Origin of the sequence: Pseudomonas sp. MS646, assembly GCF_036693845.1 — a bacterium.
Classification (GTDB): Bacteria; Pseudomonadota; Gammaproteobacteria; order Pseudomonadales; family Pseudomonadaceae; genus Aquipseudomonas; species Aquipseudomonas chlororaphis_E.
Map to the genome: position 1 here is coordinate 5,063,229 of NZ_CP144763.1, position 15,213 is coordinate 5,078,441.

At 59.1% G+C, this 15,213-nt stretch carries 18 protein-coding genes and 1 pseudogene; 11 read left to right on the forward strand and 8 right to left on the reverse strand.

The window, feature by feature from the left end; all coding sequences use genetic code 11:
* Positions 1-95: 95 nt before the first annotated feature.
* The 4 genes from V3H56_RS22290 to V3H56_RS22305 form a co-directional block, all read right to left on the reverse strand.
* Positions 96-683 (reverse strand): hypothetical protein, encoded by a 588-nt coding sequence (locus V3H56_RS22290; RefSeq protein ID WP_338473868.1) that lies wholly within the window; start codon positions 681-683, stop codon positions 96-98.
* Between the two features lie 53 nt (positions 684-736).
* On the reverse strand, positions 737-1,432 hold the full coding sequence (locus V3H56_RS22295) for a hypothetical protein (RefSeq protein ID WP_338473869.1): 696 nt from the start codon (positions 1,430-1,432) through the stop codon (positions 737-739).
* A gap of 268 nt (positions 1,433-1,700) precedes the next feature.
* Entirely contained in the window at positions 1,701-2,186 is a 486-nt protein-coding gene (locus V3H56_RS22300) for a DUF3592 domain-containing protein (RefSeq protein WP_338473870.1), read from the reverse strand.
* 177 nt (positions 2,187-2,363) lie between these two features.
* The gene (locus V3H56_RS22305; RefSeq protein ID WP_338473871.1) at positions 2,364-2,930 is read right to left on the reverse strand and encodes an XRE family transcriptional regulator; all 567 of its coding nucleotides are present in this window, start codon (positions 2,928-2,930) and stop codon (positions 2,364-2,366) included.
* Positions 2,931-3,080: 150 nt separating this feature from the next.
* Here V3H56_RS22305 and V3H56_RS22310 point away from each other — a divergent pair, with 150 nt between their 5' ends.
* The 3 genes from V3H56_RS22310 (at position 3,081) to V3H56_RS22320 (ending at position 5,105) form a co-directional block, all read left to right on the forward strand.
* Positions 3,081-3,863: an aldolase gene (locus V3H56_RS22310; protein ID WP_212803007.1), complete on the forward strand. Its 783-nt coding sequence runs from the start codon at positions 3,081-3,083 to the stop codon at positions 3,861-3,863.
* Positions 3,864-3,882: 19 nt separating this feature from the next.
* Positions 3,883-4,770, forward strand: coding sequence for a dihydrodipicolinate synthase family protein (locus tag V3H56_RS22315; protein WP_123579901.1), 888 nt, complete (start codon positions 3,883-3,885; stop codon positions 4,768-4,770).
* 74 nt (positions 4,771-4,844) lie between these two features.
* Entirely contained in the window at positions 4,845-5,105 is a 261-nt protein-coding gene (locus tag V3H56_RS22320) for a Rho-binding antiterminator (RefSeq protein WP_338473872.1), read from the forward strand.
* 118 nt (positions 5,106-5,223) lie between these two features.
* Here the strand turns inward: V3H56_RS22320 and V3H56_RS22325 are convergent, their stop codons facing one another.
* Positions 5,224-5,907: a hypothetical protein gene (locus tag V3H56_RS22325; RefSeq protein ID WP_212803009.1), complete on the reverse strand. Its 684-nt coding sequence runs from the start codon at positions 5,905-5,907 to the stop codon at positions 5,224-5,226.
* Between the two features lie 182 nt (positions 5,908-6,089).
* Here V3H56_RS22325 and V3H56_RS22330 point away from each other — a divergent pair, with 182 nt between their 5' ends.
* The 4 genes and pseudogenes from V3H56_RS22330 to V3H56_RS22345 all read left to right on the forward strand — a co-directional run bounded on the left by V3H56_RS22330 (position 6,090) and on the right by V3H56_RS22345 (position 8,288).
* Complete coding sequence (locus V3H56_RS22330; protein ID WP_092205428.1) at positions 6,090-6,344, forward strand: type II toxin-antitoxin system HicA family toxin; 255 nt, start codon at positions 6,090-6,092, stop codon at positions 6,342-6,344.
* Complete coding sequence (locus V3H56_RS22335; RefSeq protein ID WP_212803010.1) at positions 6,341-6,673, forward strand: type II toxin-antitoxin system HicB family antitoxin; 333 nt, start codon at positions 6,341-6,343, stop codon at positions 6,671-6,673. Before V3H56_RS22330 ends, V3H56_RS22335 begins: the two co-directional genes overlap by 4 nt.
* 156 nt (positions 6,674-6,829) lie before the next feature.
* A pseudogene (locus V3H56_RS22340) lies at positions 6,830-8,027 on the forward strand (S-type pyocin domain-containing protein).
* Positions 8,028-8,039: 12 nt separating this feature from the next.
* Positions 8,040-8,288, forward strand: coding sequence for a pyocin S6 family toxin immunity protein (locus V3H56_RS22345; protein ID WP_212803011.1), 249 nt, complete (start codon positions 8,040-8,042; stop codon positions 8,286-8,288).
* Between the two features lie 105 nt (positions 8,289-8,393).
* Here V3H56_RS22345 and V3H56_RS22350 read toward each other — a convergent pair whose 3' ends face one another.
* The gene (locus tag V3H56_RS22350; protein WP_212803012.1) at positions 8,394-8,879 is read right to left on the reverse strand and encodes a DUF2442 domain-containing protein; all 486 of its coding nucleotides are present in this window, start codon (positions 8,877-8,879) and stop codon (positions 8,394-8,396) included.
* A gap of 3 nt (positions 8,880-8,882) precedes the next feature.
* Positions 8,883-9,116: a DUF4160 domain-containing protein gene (locus V3H56_RS22355; RefSeq protein ID WP_175456215.1), complete on the reverse strand. Its 234-nt coding sequence runs from the start codon at positions 9,114-9,116 to the stop codon at positions 8,883-8,885.
* Positions 9,117-9,518: 402 nt separating this feature from the next.
* Between V3H56_RS22355 and V3H56_RS22360 the strand changes: the two genes are divergently transcribed.
* From V3H56_RS22360 to V3H56_RS22375, 4 genes are all read left to right on the forward strand, one after another.
* Positions 9,519-10,736, forward strand: a complete 1,218-nt coding sequence (locus V3H56_RS22360) for a colicin E3/pyocin S6 family cytotoxin (protein ID WP_338473873.1) — start codon at positions 9,519-9,521, stop codon at positions 10,734-10,736.
* Positions 10,737-10,744: 8 nt separating this feature from the next.
* Positions 10,745-10,999: a colicin E3-like toxin immunity protein gene (locus V3H56_RS22365; protein ID WP_053147751.1), complete on the forward strand. Its 255-nt coding sequence runs from the start codon at positions 10,745-10,747 to the stop codon at positions 10,997-10,999.
* Between the two features lie 291 nt (positions 11,000-11,290).
* Complete coding sequence (locus tag V3H56_RS22370; RefSeq protein WP_047736854.1) at positions 11,291-11,521, forward strand: hypothetical protein; 231 nt, start codon at positions 11,291-11,293, stop codon at positions 11,519-11,521.
* A 279-nt stretch (positions 11,522-11,800) separates the two neighbouring features.
* Complete coding sequence (locus V3H56_RS22375; protein ID WP_338473874.1) at positions 11,801-12,874, forward strand: sensor domain-containing diguanylate cyclase; 1,074 nt, start codon at positions 11,801-11,803, stop codon at positions 12,872-12,874.
* Here the strand turns inward: V3H56_RS22375 and V3H56_RS22380 are convergent.
* Positions 12,858-15,212, reverse strand: a complete 2,355-nt coding sequence (locus V3H56_RS22380; protein ID WP_338473875.1) for a TonB-dependent receptor — start codon at positions 15,210-15,212, stop codon at positions 12,858-12,860. The two genes, V3H56_RS22375 and V3H56_RS22380, sit on opposite strands and share 17 nt — an antisense overlap.
* Between the last annotated feature and the right edge of the window lies 1 nt (position 15,213).

Here is a 15,213-nt window from a genome sequence, read left to right on the forward strand (position 1 = left end):
ATCAGTGACAGGTCCAAACTACCGACGCCACCCCAGGCGCACAAGCCGGCGGATTCTGGCGTAGTTGTAGGCAAAGGCGCAAGGCGATGTGAGTTCTAGGGCACGATCTGACGGTGGGTGGTCACCATGAATGGCCTGCCGTCCAGGGCTCTTTGCTCCAGGACAATCCTGTTCTTCTCCACCTCCTTGATGCGCGCCTGCCCTGATGCCCCTGCCGGGTAGATATCACTGAGGTTGGGCATGCTAGAGCCGACAAACTGCGCCACCATCAAAGGCGAGATCACTTTGCCGTCCACCCTATACGTCTTGGGCAAGGTCTTCATTTGCTCCAATGTGAACGAAAGGTACTCGCTATCCGCATTCCAGCTACCCGCGCCGTTAACGCTGTACTCAAACCGATAGGGTTTCGAAGGCTCTGTTCCAACCAGCGCGATCACGCCGTTCAGATTGTAATGGTTGTTGGCGAAGTACTCGGTCATGCCCTTGAACTCGAACTGAATACCGCCATCGAGATAGCTGAACTCCTCGGTCCAACGTCCAATGAAATGGCTTTTGTAGTAGTCAGCCCTCATGTCGGCCAACCAGGTTGAAATGGCGGGGAACCCCGCCATCAAGCCAACAATTGCTACAAGAGCGGCCCAGCTTTTTACCGAGTACTGCTTAAGTGTCGAGACAGCGGTCATTAATAGCTCCTGATCCACGAGGAGGCGTGCAGCACTCCGGTTCGTCTGTGCAGTTACTGCTTCAGGTCTTCTATCAGCTTGCCGACTGCCAGATCAGATACGCGGGAAAACGCTGCACGCAGTGCTTCGGGATCGGTGGCGTACTGCTCAGGGGTGTAGACGAGGGTGTTGCTTTCGTTGAAGGGCGAGATGGTATTGAAGTTGCGCCAAACCGATGTGCCGCTGCGTTTCATGGAGCCGTTGACGCCAATGACTGGGTAAAGCACGGAGCTGTAGTTTTTCAGACTCAGTCCCCACTGCGAAACCATGATTTCAACGTCGGCATCCGCTTTCTCGCCTTCCGCCACGAGGGTGAACATACCCTCTTGCTTAATGCGCTTCTCGAAGCTTTCACGTACCAGTTTTCCCAGATCGATACCGTGGGCCTGCATGTTGTTCAAAATCGCTTGAGAGATATCTGCCGTCGCGCCATCGGCCGCCTTGGTGCCCATGACCGAACCGGCACCCGTCAATGCGCTCGTGCCAGTGCTCGATGCGCCAGCCGCCATGCCAGTCGCTGCGCCTGCCCCGGCACCCAGGCCTGCCCCCCAAGCCTGGGTCATGCTCGTGTACTTGAAGTTTTCCACCGCAAAGTACACAGGAAGGATCTTGATGGTCTTGATCTGGTGGCGGTCTTCAACACTCAAAGATTTGGTGACACACCCGGAAAGTAGAGTGACCGAGAGCAACGCGAGAAACAGACTTTTCATTGATAGGAATACCGACGGCATGAATGACGTGTCGCATGAGCGAAGGAACCTTTGAGTTCCAAAACGTCTCTCTGACCGCTCCGGTTTTCTCTCAGGATAAAAGGTCGCCATGACCGACAACCGTTCTAGGCTATGTACGAAATAGCTTGAAACTTGGTTATGCGGCGTTAAAAACCGGCTCGGAATGCTCATTGACAACCAGTCAACTGCGCTTCCTCACCGGTTTTTGCCTTGCCTAACCTGCGTTTCAAACTATTTCGTACACAGCCTAGTAGAAGCGGTCTTCCTGCTTCAAGCCATAAATGCGCCCGAACGTCCTGAAGGAGATCCACAGGAACAACAACGTCAGCAATACCCCGCCCGCCATGACGATAAAGCTGGCGCGATTGGTGTGCAGCTCGCTGGCGATGCTGCTGACCTGGGGAAACCAGCGCGAATAAAGCAGTGGAACGTCTCCACCTACCGTGTACTGATGATGTTCGCTGTAGCGCTGGTCAAAGTATTCGTCTTCATGAACCTGTTGATCCCCATCGACATATCGGTAATGAATGATGACGCCGTTGGGATTCATCGGGATGCCTTCCAGCTGCGTCACCGTGCCTTTCACCTCGACAGGGGTCCAGCGAATGGCGCCATAAATGGTCCCTGAGTGTTTTGCCAGTGAGGCTAGAAACAGCAGCAAGATGCAAGCAATGGTCAGCAGCACTATGCGGTTGTAGAGATAATCTTTTTCAGCTTCACGCGGGTAAAACATGCTCCGGTCCCTCGGGATAAAATTCTTGCGCATCCTATCGGCGCTTGATCCAACAACTTGAGTTTCTCCAGTGATTTGCCCTTGTTCCTGGGGGCATCTGTCGGGCTTTACAGGGCTGCTGCGCAGCCCAGCGAGAGCAAGCTCCCTCGCCACGTTGGTTACCTGCGATTGGAGCCGCTACGCGCCCTCGCCCTTCTCCGATGACTCATCGCTGTGCACCACCACCAGCAACTGTGCCTGTACGTTGCCCACCGAACGCAACCGATGGGGCTTCTGCGCATTGAAATGCAGGGCATCGCCACGGTTCAACAGCACGCGCTCGTTCATGAAATCCACTTCCACCTGGCCTTCGTGCACGAACAGGAATTCTTCCCCTGTGTGCTCCTTGAAGGCGTGATGCGCAGTGAACTCAGCCGCCGGGTAGAGGATGAAGGGCAGCAGGCTGCGCTCGGACACCTGGTGGGCCAAGACCGCGTATTCGGAGCTGCCGCTGCTCGCCGCGAGGGATTGGCGGTCTTCGCTGCGCACCAGGCTGTAGCTGTCGAGGGAGACGTTTTCTTCGGAGAACAGCTCCTCGACTTTCACGCTCAGCGCCTTGGCGAGCTTGAGCGCGGTGGCGATGGAGGGCGTGCTCAAGCCTCGCTCCACCTTGGACAGGTAGCTCTTGGTCATCCCGGTTTTTTCGGCCAGGACGTCCAGTGTCATGCCGAGTTTTTTCCTGAGCAATTTCAAGCGAATGGACATAGGTAACCAACATTTCCAGAGAAACGGACAATCTGCGATTGCAAATGACACTTTGTGTCATATAGTCTATTTAGTGTCATTAGCACCTTCCCTTCACAGCTTCCATGACGCGGATCAAGAACGCTCAAAGAACGAATCAGGAGAACGGATATGAGCAAGACACTGGCAACGCCCAAGGACCAGTTGGTCCAGCATGCTGTTAACCAGATGCAGAAATCACTGCCGGATAATACGTGGACTGTACGACAAAAGCTGGCCCTGACCTGCCGCATCCTGTTCGAGAACGGCCACGACTCAGGGCTGGCCGGGCAGATTACCGCGCGCGGGCCGCAGCCGGGCACCTACTACACCCAACAACTGGGCTTGGGCTTCGACGAAATCACCGCCGGCAACCTGCTGCTGATCAATGAAGACCTGGAGGTGCTGGAAGGCCACGGCATGCCCAACCCGGCCAACCGCTTCCATACCTGGGTCTACCGTGCTCGGCCGGACGTGAACTGCATCATCCACACCCACCCGACCCACATCGCCGCGCTGTCGATGCTGGAAGTGCCGCTGCAGATTTCCCACATGGACCTCTGCCCGCTGTACGAAGACTGTGCGTTCCTGGAAGGCTGGCCGGGCGTGCCGGTGGGCAATGAGGAAGGCGAATTGATCGCCGGTGCCCTGGGTGACAAGCGCGCCATCCTGCTTTCCCACCACGGCCAGTTGTCCACCGGTGCCACCGTAGAGGAAGCCTGCAACATCGCCCAGTTGATCGAGCGCGCCGCGAAGTTGCAATTGCTGGCCATGGCCGCCGGCGAAGTGAAACCGATCCTGCCGCACCTGGGCCGCGAAGCCCACGACTGGATCGCCCGCCCGAAGCGCCACGCGGCCGCCTTCGACTACTACGTTCGGCAGAACCTGCGCCAGCACGCCGATTGCCTGAACTGACCCTATTAGGAGCCTCGCCATGTCTACCCCCAATATCCACGGCATCATCGGTTACACCATCACGCCCTTCTCCGCCGACGGCCAGGGCTTGGACCTGGACGCGCTGGGCCAGTCCATCGATCGCCTGATCGACAGCGGCGTCCACGCCATCGCGCCCTTGGGCAGCACGGGCGAAGGCGCCTACCTGAGCGACGCCGAGTGGGACCAGGTCGCCGAGTTCAGCATCGCCCGCGTCGCCGGCCGGGTGCCGACGGTGGTCAGCGTGTCGGACCTGACCACCGCCAAGGCGGTGCGTCGCGCGCGTTTCGCCCAGGCGAAGGGCGCCGATGTGGTGATGGTGTTGCCGGCCTCGTACTGGAAACTGAGCGAGGCGGAAATCCTCGCCCATTACAAAACCATCGGCGCCAGCATCGACCTGCCCATCATGCTTTATAACAACCCGGCCACCAGCGGCATCGACATGTCGGTGGAACTGATCCTGCGGATTTTCAACGCGGTGGAGAACGTCACCCTGGTCAAAGAGAGCACTGGCGACATCCAACGCATGCACAAGCTGCAAGTGCTGGGCGAGGGCCAGGTGCCGTTCTACAACGGTTGCAATCCGCTGGCGCTGGAAGCCTTTGCCGCCGGCGCCAAGGGCTGGTGCACCGCCGCGCCGAACCTGATCCCGCAGCTCAATCTCGACCTTTACGCTGCCGTGCTGGCCAATGACCTGAACAACGCGCGGGCGTTGTTCTATCGTCAGTTGCCGCTGCTGGACTTCATCCTCAAGGGCGGTTTGCCCGCCACCATCAAGGCCGGTTTGCGTACCCTCGGTCTGGAAGTGGGCGATCCGCGCTTGCCGGTGTTCCCGCTCGATGAAGTGCGCGACGGCCAACTGCGGACCATGCTGGAACAACTGCGCTGATCGACCCACTGGCCTTGCGATCGACAGGGGGTGTTCAAGCACGCCCCCTGTTCGGTCGCTGTCGAGGTAATGAGATGAACACCTATCACCCACTGAACTGCGACCTGCATGATTACCTTGAGATTGCCTGCCTGTACGGCTACACGTTGGACATTGAGCTGATTGACGGCCAACGCCTGACAGCCCGGGCGATCACCACGCGCACCGCCCCCACGCGGGAGGAGTTTCTCGACGTGGAAACTGCGGAAGGTCGCCTGGAGATTCGTCTCGATCAGTTGCTGGCGATTACGCCGCAGGATGACAGCGCCCGGTTTGGTCGGGTTGTGCTGGCGTAGCGGAGTCTGCCGGGCGGGAGGTTTTGGGGCTGCTGCGCAGCCCAGCGGGAGCAAGCTCCCTCGCCACGGGGGAACTGCCTGCCGTCCCCTTTCGATAAGTGCCGGCGTGCTTTGGTCGTCAGGTCGGGGGATAGGCCTCGTTGAACGCCCCGGCAAAATCTTCCGCCTTCGAAAAGAGCAGCATCTCCACATCACCGATCTCCACATCCAGTTTTCGGGAGACGTTCACCAGCAACTCGATGTAGGTCGAGTAAACATCGGTCGTCGCAATTCGAATCCAGCGCTGTTCACGCGCCTGGGTTTTCAAGCGGGGCCAACAGGCGTTGAGGTGGGTGTTTCGACCCGCCAAATGCGGAAACCACCAGCGTTGCTCATCGCTGTGAAGTATCTGTAGAACGTTCAGGGAAAATGCAACCCGCGCATCGAAGATGGCGTGTTCGGTTGGATTCGAGAATGCCGCCACCTTCGACCATGAGGCGATGCCCTTGTGCTTGTCCGGCACCCGCCCCTGTGACATGGTCTGAACGTAGCCTTGCATCGTTGCGAGCGCGTTTCCCCTGACACCTCCCCACACGCGCACCGCGTAGTCTGCGAGGGCCATTCTTTGTTCGGGCGACGTGGTCCATTCCTGGGCGACATGTCGCTTCAGGGCGCGCGCTTTTTCGTACCAGTTCGAGCCATCGATCTCCCATTTGAATGAACGGTGGACGAGGGCGGTATCGAACTTCCAGGTGTAGATATGGGGAAGTGATGGCAAGTGCTGTGTGGCGTAGGAAAGCAGCGCATTTTCGAGAGACTGCATGGACGAGACCACGTATTGGACGGGGTCGAGATATTAAATGACTCCCGGTCGAGCAGCGAATTTTCCTGCTTTGCGCGCAGCGAGAAACCACGGCACTAAAGAGCAACGGGGACAAAATGCTGGGGGTGGCAACGCGCCGAACGGGCTAGATAGTGCTATCTTCTTTTGATAGCATCAGACGCATGAAAAACAGGCACCGTAAAACCCTTGAAGCGATCCACCGTACGCCAACGAGTGCGGCGATAGTGTTTGCTGATATTGAAGCCTTGGTCATTCATCTGGGTGGCCAAGTGCTGGAGCGCGAAGGTTCTCGGGTCAAGCTGACGCTGGGAGAGGCCCAATGGCGCTGCCATCGGCCACACCCTGGGAAAGAAGCCAAGAAATATCAGGTAGAAGAGGCTCGCGAATTTCTCCAGCGGGCAGGAGTTGAGCTATGAACAGCATGACTTATAAGGGCTACACAGCCCGAATTGAGTTCGATGAGCGTGACGACATCTTCGTCGGTCGAATTCTGGGTGTGCGTGACATCATCAGTTTTCACGCCGATTCCGTGACGGCGCTACGAGCGGAGTTTGCCAGTGCTGTTGAGGATTACTTGACGGACTGTGCCGAGCAAGGCGTCAGCCCTGAGAAGCCAGCCTCCGGCAAGGTGATGTTACGCATTCGTCCTGAAGTGCACGCTGCCGCTACCATTGCAGCCCAAACCGCTGGCAAAAGCCTGAACCAGTGGGCTGATGAGGTGTTTGAACGCGCGGCGCACGTCTAACGTCAGATACACGGATTGATTTGAAAAAAGGTCTTGCTGAGCAAGACCTACCTGTATTGAGGACACCGGAACAACCACTTCAAGAAACCTCCTACATCGCGCCCCTCTCTTCCCGCGTTAGCGTCTGCGCTGCATTTAGCGGACGAGACTCACTACGTGGCGACACGCGAAAAAGACATTCCCCGGGTTCGCAACCCGCCCGGTGGTGACGGGCATCACCTTACTTATCGGGACATGAGCGCCAGCGAACTGGCCGAGCGTGACGCTCTACAGCAGGCTTATGAAGCCATGCTTGCCCGCCAGGCAGCTTACGAACAAACGCGCTGGGCCACGGTGGATAGCAAACCGTTGTCCAGCGTGACCGGAAGCGTGTTTGCCAAAAGCTGCAAGCTCCCCCGATGGCATCATCGATTACAACAACCCCAACGGCTACGTCCCGGCAGATCTGGTCAAGCAGTACGGCGATCTCATGTGGCTCGGGGGCCGGAGCGCCGACCCGTCCGGCACGATCCCCCTCAAGCGGATCGGCGCTGGCACGGTACCCGTTACCGTGGGCAGGCTCGCGCTGGGCGGCTCGGCAACTTCTACGGCTGCCGCTGCCGGCGGCACCGTTGGGGCAGCTCTGCTGACAGGCATCGTCGCTTTGCTCTGGCCGTCCAGCCTGGGCGACAGCGCGCTGTACAGCGAAGACCAGCTACGCGACCTCAAGCAGGCCCGCAGCCGCATGCGCCTGAGCATCGAGCAGCAGGCCGATGGCAGCCTCAAGGGCTACGGCTTCTACACCGGCCAGAACCGCGATTGGGAAATGGTCGATGTTGTCCAGTTCACACCGAGAGCCGATCAGTTCGTCGCCGACTTGGGTGATGACATCGAGCTGATCTGGACCCCGGCCATCAACCCGTCCGACACCCTTGGCATCCCTGCTCTGGAAGCTGCGCCCCAAGCTCCTCACATCTGGATCTATCCCCCGACGCCAGTGGCCGACAGCATTATCGTCGATCCGATCTATCCGCCGGAGTACAGGGATTTCATTCTGGTGTTTCCGGCGGATTCGGGGGTTCGGCCGGTTTATGTGGTTTTGAGTGTTCCGGGGGATCATAAGTATTACGAAGCTCCGATACTGCTACCGGCCTTCCCCGATGCCGTCAGGGTAAAATCAAAATCGTCCGTACAAGGCGGGGGCAAAAAAAGAAGACGTTGGGTGGATAAGAAGGGACGTATTTATGAATGGGATTCCAAAAGTAATGCCGTAGAAAAGTACGACAAGCTAGGAAACCATCTGGGTGAGTACGACCATTTGACAGGCCGTCAAACAAAACCTGCCAAACCCGGCAGGACAACCCCAAGACAATAAAAGAGGAACACCATGCCATTCTTCTCAATAACAGGCTTCTACCCAGACGACAAAAAGGACGATTCATTACAGTTCGAAACTCACATAAAAGATGCCGAACAAAAGGAGGCATTGGCCCAAATAACTGAAGCCAAGCCATTCAACGAAATTGGCCCAGGAGAGCTGGAGATAACAGAAAAACAGCTAAGAAAAATAGAAAAAATTCTAGATATAAAATTTCCTACCGGGCTTGAATATTACATCGGAACTTGTGCCGACTAGTCCTTGGTCGAGGAAGCGCCGCTGCGCCCCTCGGACCTTAGCTGGTCAAAGATAAGAGGGTCTAGCTATCCGATGGGGCTGCGCAGTCAAAGGGGTCTAGTCTCATCAAGCTATTTGAGACGTCTTTTGGCCCTTGGCCTTTGTCGCTCTCTTGCCTTTGTGCTCAAACTCCCATCCCTTACAAGCCAGCGCCACATGCTTGGGAATCATTGAAGTCCCGCTGCTGTAAGCGGTGATAGTGCGACGGGTAAAGCCCAACTCCTGCGCGGCGGTCGTCAACGAGAGTTTGTTGGCAGTCATCCAGCGCTTGAATGCCTGGGTCGGCATCACCTCACCGGCTTGCTCCAGCGCCAACCGATACAAGGTGACCGCCGCCAGTTCCAAGTCATCTCCCCAGCTCACATCGAAGCCCCATTCGCCCACTTGGGCGGTGCCGAATAACGACAGATCCTCCAAGGGCTTGAGTACGGGGAATTGTCGGATGTGTTCCCGCAGGTCAACGTCGTAGCGCTTACCGTTGGCAAACTCCACCTGCAAGGCATGTTTGCCGGGGGCAGGCTTCACGCTGCTGATTCTGGCTTTGCTGATCATGGGTCAGCTCCTCCGATTCTGTTCATTCCACACACGCTGCAGGTCAGCGGTGTGCTTTGCCGCCCACGCCAAGGCGGCTTTCAGGGACTTAGGGTTTGCCCCTCTGCCAAGCACCTGGAGCCCGTCGATCTCCACCAGCGACTCACCATCGGGCGTTTGCACATGAAAATGCGGCGGCGCGTGATCGTCCGGGTAGATTTTTATTTTCCAGTTACGGTCGCTGTATACGGTAGCCATGGCAGGCATGCTAGGGAATTTTTTTCCCTAGTACAAGGTCAGCCGTCAGATGCAGGGCACGATTCTTTTTCCCGCCGAAGCGCCACTGGCCTGAGGAGGCTTGAGCAAATAAAAGCGCAAGGCGACGTCGATTCGTGAGTCTGGCCGCTGCGCAGCCCAACGGGGATAAATCCCCTCGCCACGGGCTGTGTTTTCCTCACCTGATCTCAAACGCCCTCAGCTAAATCATCTGCTGCCACCCACACGTGCGATCCATTCAGATCGAACACCAGATCACGGATCATCCGGCTTTTCCTGCATTAGCGAAAACGGACCAACCATTTCCAGAAACCTCCTACAACCTTCCCCTGGGCTCCCGCGTTAACGTCTGTCTTGCCTTTATCGGACGAGACGCTCAGCGCAGTGACACGCAAACAAGACATCCCCAAGGTCCGAAACCCGCCCGCCGGTGACGGGCATCACATCACTTACAGAGACATGACTGCCAGCGAACTGGCCGCGCGCGAAACCCGACAGCGGGATTATGAAGCCATGCTTGCCCGACAAGCAGCCTATGAACAGGCGCGCTGGGCTCCGGTGGATAACAAACCGCTACCCGAGGTGACTGGGTGCGTGTTTGCCAAGAGCTGCAAGCTGCCCAACGGCATCATTGATTACAGCAACCCCAACGGCTACGTACCGGCGGATCTGGTCAAGCAGTACGGCGACCTGATGTGGCTCGGCGGCCGCAGTGCCGACCCTTCCGGCGCGGTGCCCCTCAAGCGGATCGGCGCGAACACGGTGCCCGTGACGTTGGGCCGGTTCGCGTTGGGCGGTTCGGCAGCGTCTACGGCTGCTGCCGGCAGTACCGTCGGCGCAGCTCTGCTGACGGGCATCATCGCCCTGCTCTGGCCTTCCAACCTGGGTGACAGCGCACTCTACAGCGAGGACCAGCTACGCAACCTCAAGCAGGCGCGCAGCCGCATGCGCCTGAACATCGAGCAGCAGGCCGATGGCAGTCTCAAGGGGTATGGCTTCTACACAGGTCAGAATGGCGGCTGGGAGATGGTCGACGTTGTCCAGTTCACTCCGCGGGCCGAGCAGTTCGTCGCCGACCTGGGTGATGGCGTCGAACTGATCTGGACGCCGGCCACCGACCCTTCCGACACCCTTGGCATCCCTGCTCTGGAGGCCGCGCCCCAGGCACCTCCCGTATGGATCTACCCGCCGACACCGATGGCCGACAGCATCATTGTCGACCCGATTTATCCGCCAGAGTACAGGGATTTCATACTGGTGTTTCCGGCGGATTCGGGGGTTCGGCCGGTTTATGTGGTTGCCTCTGTCAGACGAAGCGGTAATGCTGATTATGACTATCATCCAGCGCCAGATACCGAAGAAATTACCGGTTTTCCAGATCTCAAAGCCGCAAAAAAGAAAACACCAAAACAAGCAGGGGCAGGCCTGAGAGAGCGGTGGGTCGATCCTAAAGGAAGGACTATTTATGAATGGGACTCCAGACATGGTGAGCTCGAGGCATACCGAGCAAGCGATGGAAGCCATTTAGGCGCGTTCGATCACGAAACGGGTCAGCAAGTAAGTCAGGCTAGAAAAAACCGCAGCATTAAAAAGTATTTGTGAGGACTTCAATGGGCTTGAAGCTTAGATTGGATTGGTACGACAAAAAAACCGAACTGGCTGGAGGCAAAGAATATTCGAAGGACATGGAAGATGACTTGTCGGTGATCTCTGAGTTGGATCTGGAAAGCGAACCGGAAATATATGACGGAGGCTTTGATGTGCTTGCTGGATGGATACCTGTCATCCAGCCCTTCTTTGATCATCCAATCGATCCAGAAAAGTTCGACTATCAGATTGCATTTCGATACCGGACCAAGTGGTGAAACTGACCTAATCATCTAATCCATTTTTCGCTCTCGCGATGTGGGGCTGCTACGCAGCCCAGCGGGAGCAAGCTCCCTCGCCACGGGGGTTAGTCCGCCTCTTCACCGTCCAGTTGGGTCACCAGTCGCTCTTCTCAGCGCCGGTAGTGGCCCATAGCAAGCTCGCGATGAGGCTCTGATGACCAGCACCGGTTTGTGGACGAAATGGTCGCCGGCCCAAGCCGCTGATGAATACGACTCGATCACCGGCGAACAAACAAAACCCGCCGACCCGACAAGGAGAGTAGAAAAGTGAAACCCATCGTTGAAGTTTTTGACATGGAAACGGAAGAGCTAATACAGACAGTGGAAGTTCCAAGCGTCTATATGGACCAGTTGGCTGTGCTTATGGGCTGGACAACACCGGAAGATTTTTGCTTTGTCTACGAGCTGTTACCGCAGCAGATAAAAACGATAGAAGAGTGGACTCACACAACATTTCATGGCGACAACCGCATCATTCAAATCGTCTGCCTTGAATAACCCTTGGTAATCCTCTCCCGATGAACTACGTCGGGCGGTTTTGGGGCTGCTACGCAGCCCAGCGGGAGCAAGCTCCCTCGCCACGGGGATTGGGTTTTCCTTTCGGTCTCGGGCAACCTCCTCCCCTTCCCGAACAACCGATCGCCAATCCCCCACTCAGCCGGCAAAAAAACTTCAATATTTCCCCTCCCGCAAAGCTTTCATCCGCTCCAGCAAAGTCCTCGCGTCTTGCGCCCTTCGATAATCCCCGCTTCGCTTGCACACCCCTTGCCCGCCACCATGAACCTACACACCTTCATCCGTCACTCCAGGCTCGCCACCGCGGTGCTGATCCGCCTGCATCGAACGTTTTCGTTCATGGCCGGTTACCTGACGCGGCTGGGCTTCGATTCCGAACGGTGGCCGGTGGCCCGTGACGAGGGCGCCGCGGACAGGTCGGCCGGGGCCATTTGCCCGGAGCTGGCTGCGACCGTGTTCAGCCACGCGCGCGAAGGAGCCATTCTGGTGGACCCATTCGGCCGAGTCATTGCCGTGAACGAGGCGTTCACCCGCCTCACCGGTTACGGGCAAGACGAGGTGCAGGGTCGGGCGCTGAATGCCCACCCCATGGTGCGGCGGCTGCTGACGTTTTACGCGCCGATGAAGAACGCACTGGATTTCCACGGGCATTGGTCCGGCGAAATCCAGAGCAGCCACAAGGACGGCCGTGAGATGACGTCGCGCATCAGCATCAGTGCCGTGCATGATCGGTACGGCAATGTTCAGCATTACGTGGCGTTGTTCAGTGACATGACGCAGATCAAGCAGCGCCTCCAGTTGCTGGAGCGCGACGCCCGGTATGACGCGCTCACGCAACTGCCCAATCGGTTGCTGTTGGCCGAGCGGATGCGCCAGGCGTTGGGCAAGGCGCGGGCGCACCAGCAAAAGGTGGCCATCGCCTTTATCGACCTCGACGGCTTCAAGGCCCTGAACGACAGTTACGGCCATGACTGGGGCGACCGGGTGTTGCAGATTGTCGCGGCGCGGATCAACGCGACCCTGCGCGAGAGCGACACGCTGGCGCGGCTCGGTGGCGATGAGTTTGTCGCCGGGCTGGTCGGGCTACAGGCGGTGGAAGACAGCGAGCCGTTGCTCAAGCGCATGCTGCAAGCGGCCAACGCCCCCATCCTGATCGGCGCGCAGACGGTGGAAATCGCCGCCAGCATCGGCGTGGCGTTTTTCCCCGAGCACGGTCAGGAAATCGATGCGCTGATCAGCAAGGCGGACCAGGCGATGTACCTGTCGAAAAAGGCCGGCGGTAATCGCCTGGCGTTTTGTCCAACGCGCTTCATTCCCCTCAATAGCGAAGCCTGACGGTGGTACCGAGGGTTCTTTCGCTGCCGGTCATGACGCCGTAGTCGCCGGCGCCGAGCAGTGAATAGACCGCGGTGATGTACTGACGGTCGAAGACGTTGCGCACCCAGCCTTCCACTTCCCACCCACGGTCCTGGCTGCGCAGGCCCAGGCGCAGGTTGATGAGGCCGTAGCTGGGTTGATAGCTGCCCTCGCCGCCTTCGAGGGTGCCGTAGTAACCGGTGCGCAAGCTGTAGTCGATGCCGCTGTAGACCTCCAGCCCGTTCGACAGCGGATGGCTGTGGTCCAGGCCGCTGCTGAGGGTCCATTCCGGCGCGTTGTAGAGACGCTCGCCGCTGAGGTCGCAGGTCCACTGGCCCGAGGCCGGCGGGCACGGTGCGTTGGGGAAGCTGCGGTAGCGTGCGTCGCTCCAGGCCAGGCCCAGGCGCCCGGTGAGTCGGGGCGTCAGTTGCCAGGCCGAGTCCAGCTCGACCCCGCGCAGGCGCACCTTGCCGACGTTGATCAGGTTGTCCCGCAGCGGCGGCGCGAACAGGGAGGTGGGCGGGCTGTAGGTGAGCGCCTGGTAGTTGTCGACGTCGGTCTGGTAGAGCGCGAGATCGAGCAACGCACGCTCCTCCCAGAACCGCGTCTTCAAGCCCAGTTCCATGGACGTGGCGCGCTCCGGCTCGAAGGTCGGCGCGGTGAACGGGCCGACCACGTCGAAGTTGATGCCGCCAGCCTTGTAGCCCCGCGACCAACTGACGTAGCCCATCACCGCCTCGCTGAAGCGGTAGCTGGCGCTGAGCAGGCTGGAGACGTTGTGCTCTTCGATCGAATCCTGGCGGTAGTAACCCTCACCCAGGGCGATGTCGCGCAGCAACTGCCCTCCGGCCTGGAACACCGGTGGCAACCCCGTCAGCGGGGCCAGGTTGCTGACGTCGCGCGAGACCCAGCCGTCCTTGCGCTCGTGGCTGTAGCGCAGGCCGCCGGTGAGTTCCAGCGGGTCGATCGGACGCCAGGATAGCTGGCCGAAAATGGCGCGGCTGTCGCCCTTCTGTTCTCCGTCATAGCGTTGCCGGGCGCCGTCCAGCAGCAGCGCCGGCACCTGCTTCGGATCGGTGAAGGTGATGCCATAGAGTTTCTGCAAGGATTCCAGTTGGTCGCCGACGAACCAGGGCGCGGCGTCCTGGCCGAATTGAACATCGATGTCCCGATCCAGGTGCTGGCGCAGATAGTAGAGCCCGGCGACATAGTCGATGGACGAGCCGGCCGTGCCGGACAAGCGCCACTCCTGGCTGAACTGGCGCTGGCCCAGCTCGGTCTCGGATTGGGCCACCGACAGCGCGGTGCTGTCGCCGTCACGCGTTGCGCGGTAATCCCAGTCTCGGTAGGCGGTGATGCTGGTCAGGCGCATGGCCTCGTCCAGGTCCCAGTTCAATTCCAGTGAAACGCCGTTCTGCAGGGTTTGCGGACGGCCCGGCGCGTCGATGCGTGCCTCGCGCTTGTAAGGGTCGGGCTCCGACAATGGATAGCCGAGGAACTGGGCGCGCTTGCGGGTCTGCTGGCTGTAGTGATTGACCAGCAGGACGTTGCCGGCTTCGTTTTGCTCGGCATAGTCGGCGATGAGGCGCGCGCTGAAGTCGGTGGTCGGCGTCCACAGCAATTGCCCGCGCAGGCCCTGGCTGTCGGCATCGCCAAGGCGCGCGCCGTCTTGCAGGTTTTTCACGGTGCCCTCGGTGGTGCTGTGGAAGATATTCAATCGCCCCGCCAGTACGTCGTCCTGCAACGGCCCGGAAATCGTCCCGCGAGACTCCCGCAGGCCGCGCTCGCCGTAGCTGGCTTCAAGGTTGGCTTCGGGCTGGAAGGTCGGCTGGCGGGTGACGATGTTCAGCGCGCCCGCGGTGGTGTTCTTGCCGAACAAGGTGCCCTGGGGCCCGCGCAGCACTTCGATGCGCTCGATGTCCATCAACTCGGTGAAGGCCATGCCCTGACGCGCCAGGTAGACGCCATCGACGTAGGTGCCGACGCTGCCTTCCAGGCCATCGTTGTAGGCCGTCGCGCCGAACCCGCGCAGGCCGAAGCCAGCAAAACGGGCGTCGTGACCGGAGACCACCAGGCCGGGCACTAGTTGTTGGATGTCTTGCAGGCGGTGCAGGCCGGCTTCGTCCAGTTGCTCGCCGTAGAGGACGTTGATCGGGATGGGCACGTGTTGCGGGTCTTCCTCGCGGCGGCGAGCCGTCACGGTGGTTTCGTCGAGTTCCAGTGTGTGGGTCGACACGGCGGGCGCAGCCGTGGCCCACGCCCAAGGCAACACCGAGAAACCTGCGAGCAAGAGCAGTCGATAATCCGAACCCGCCACG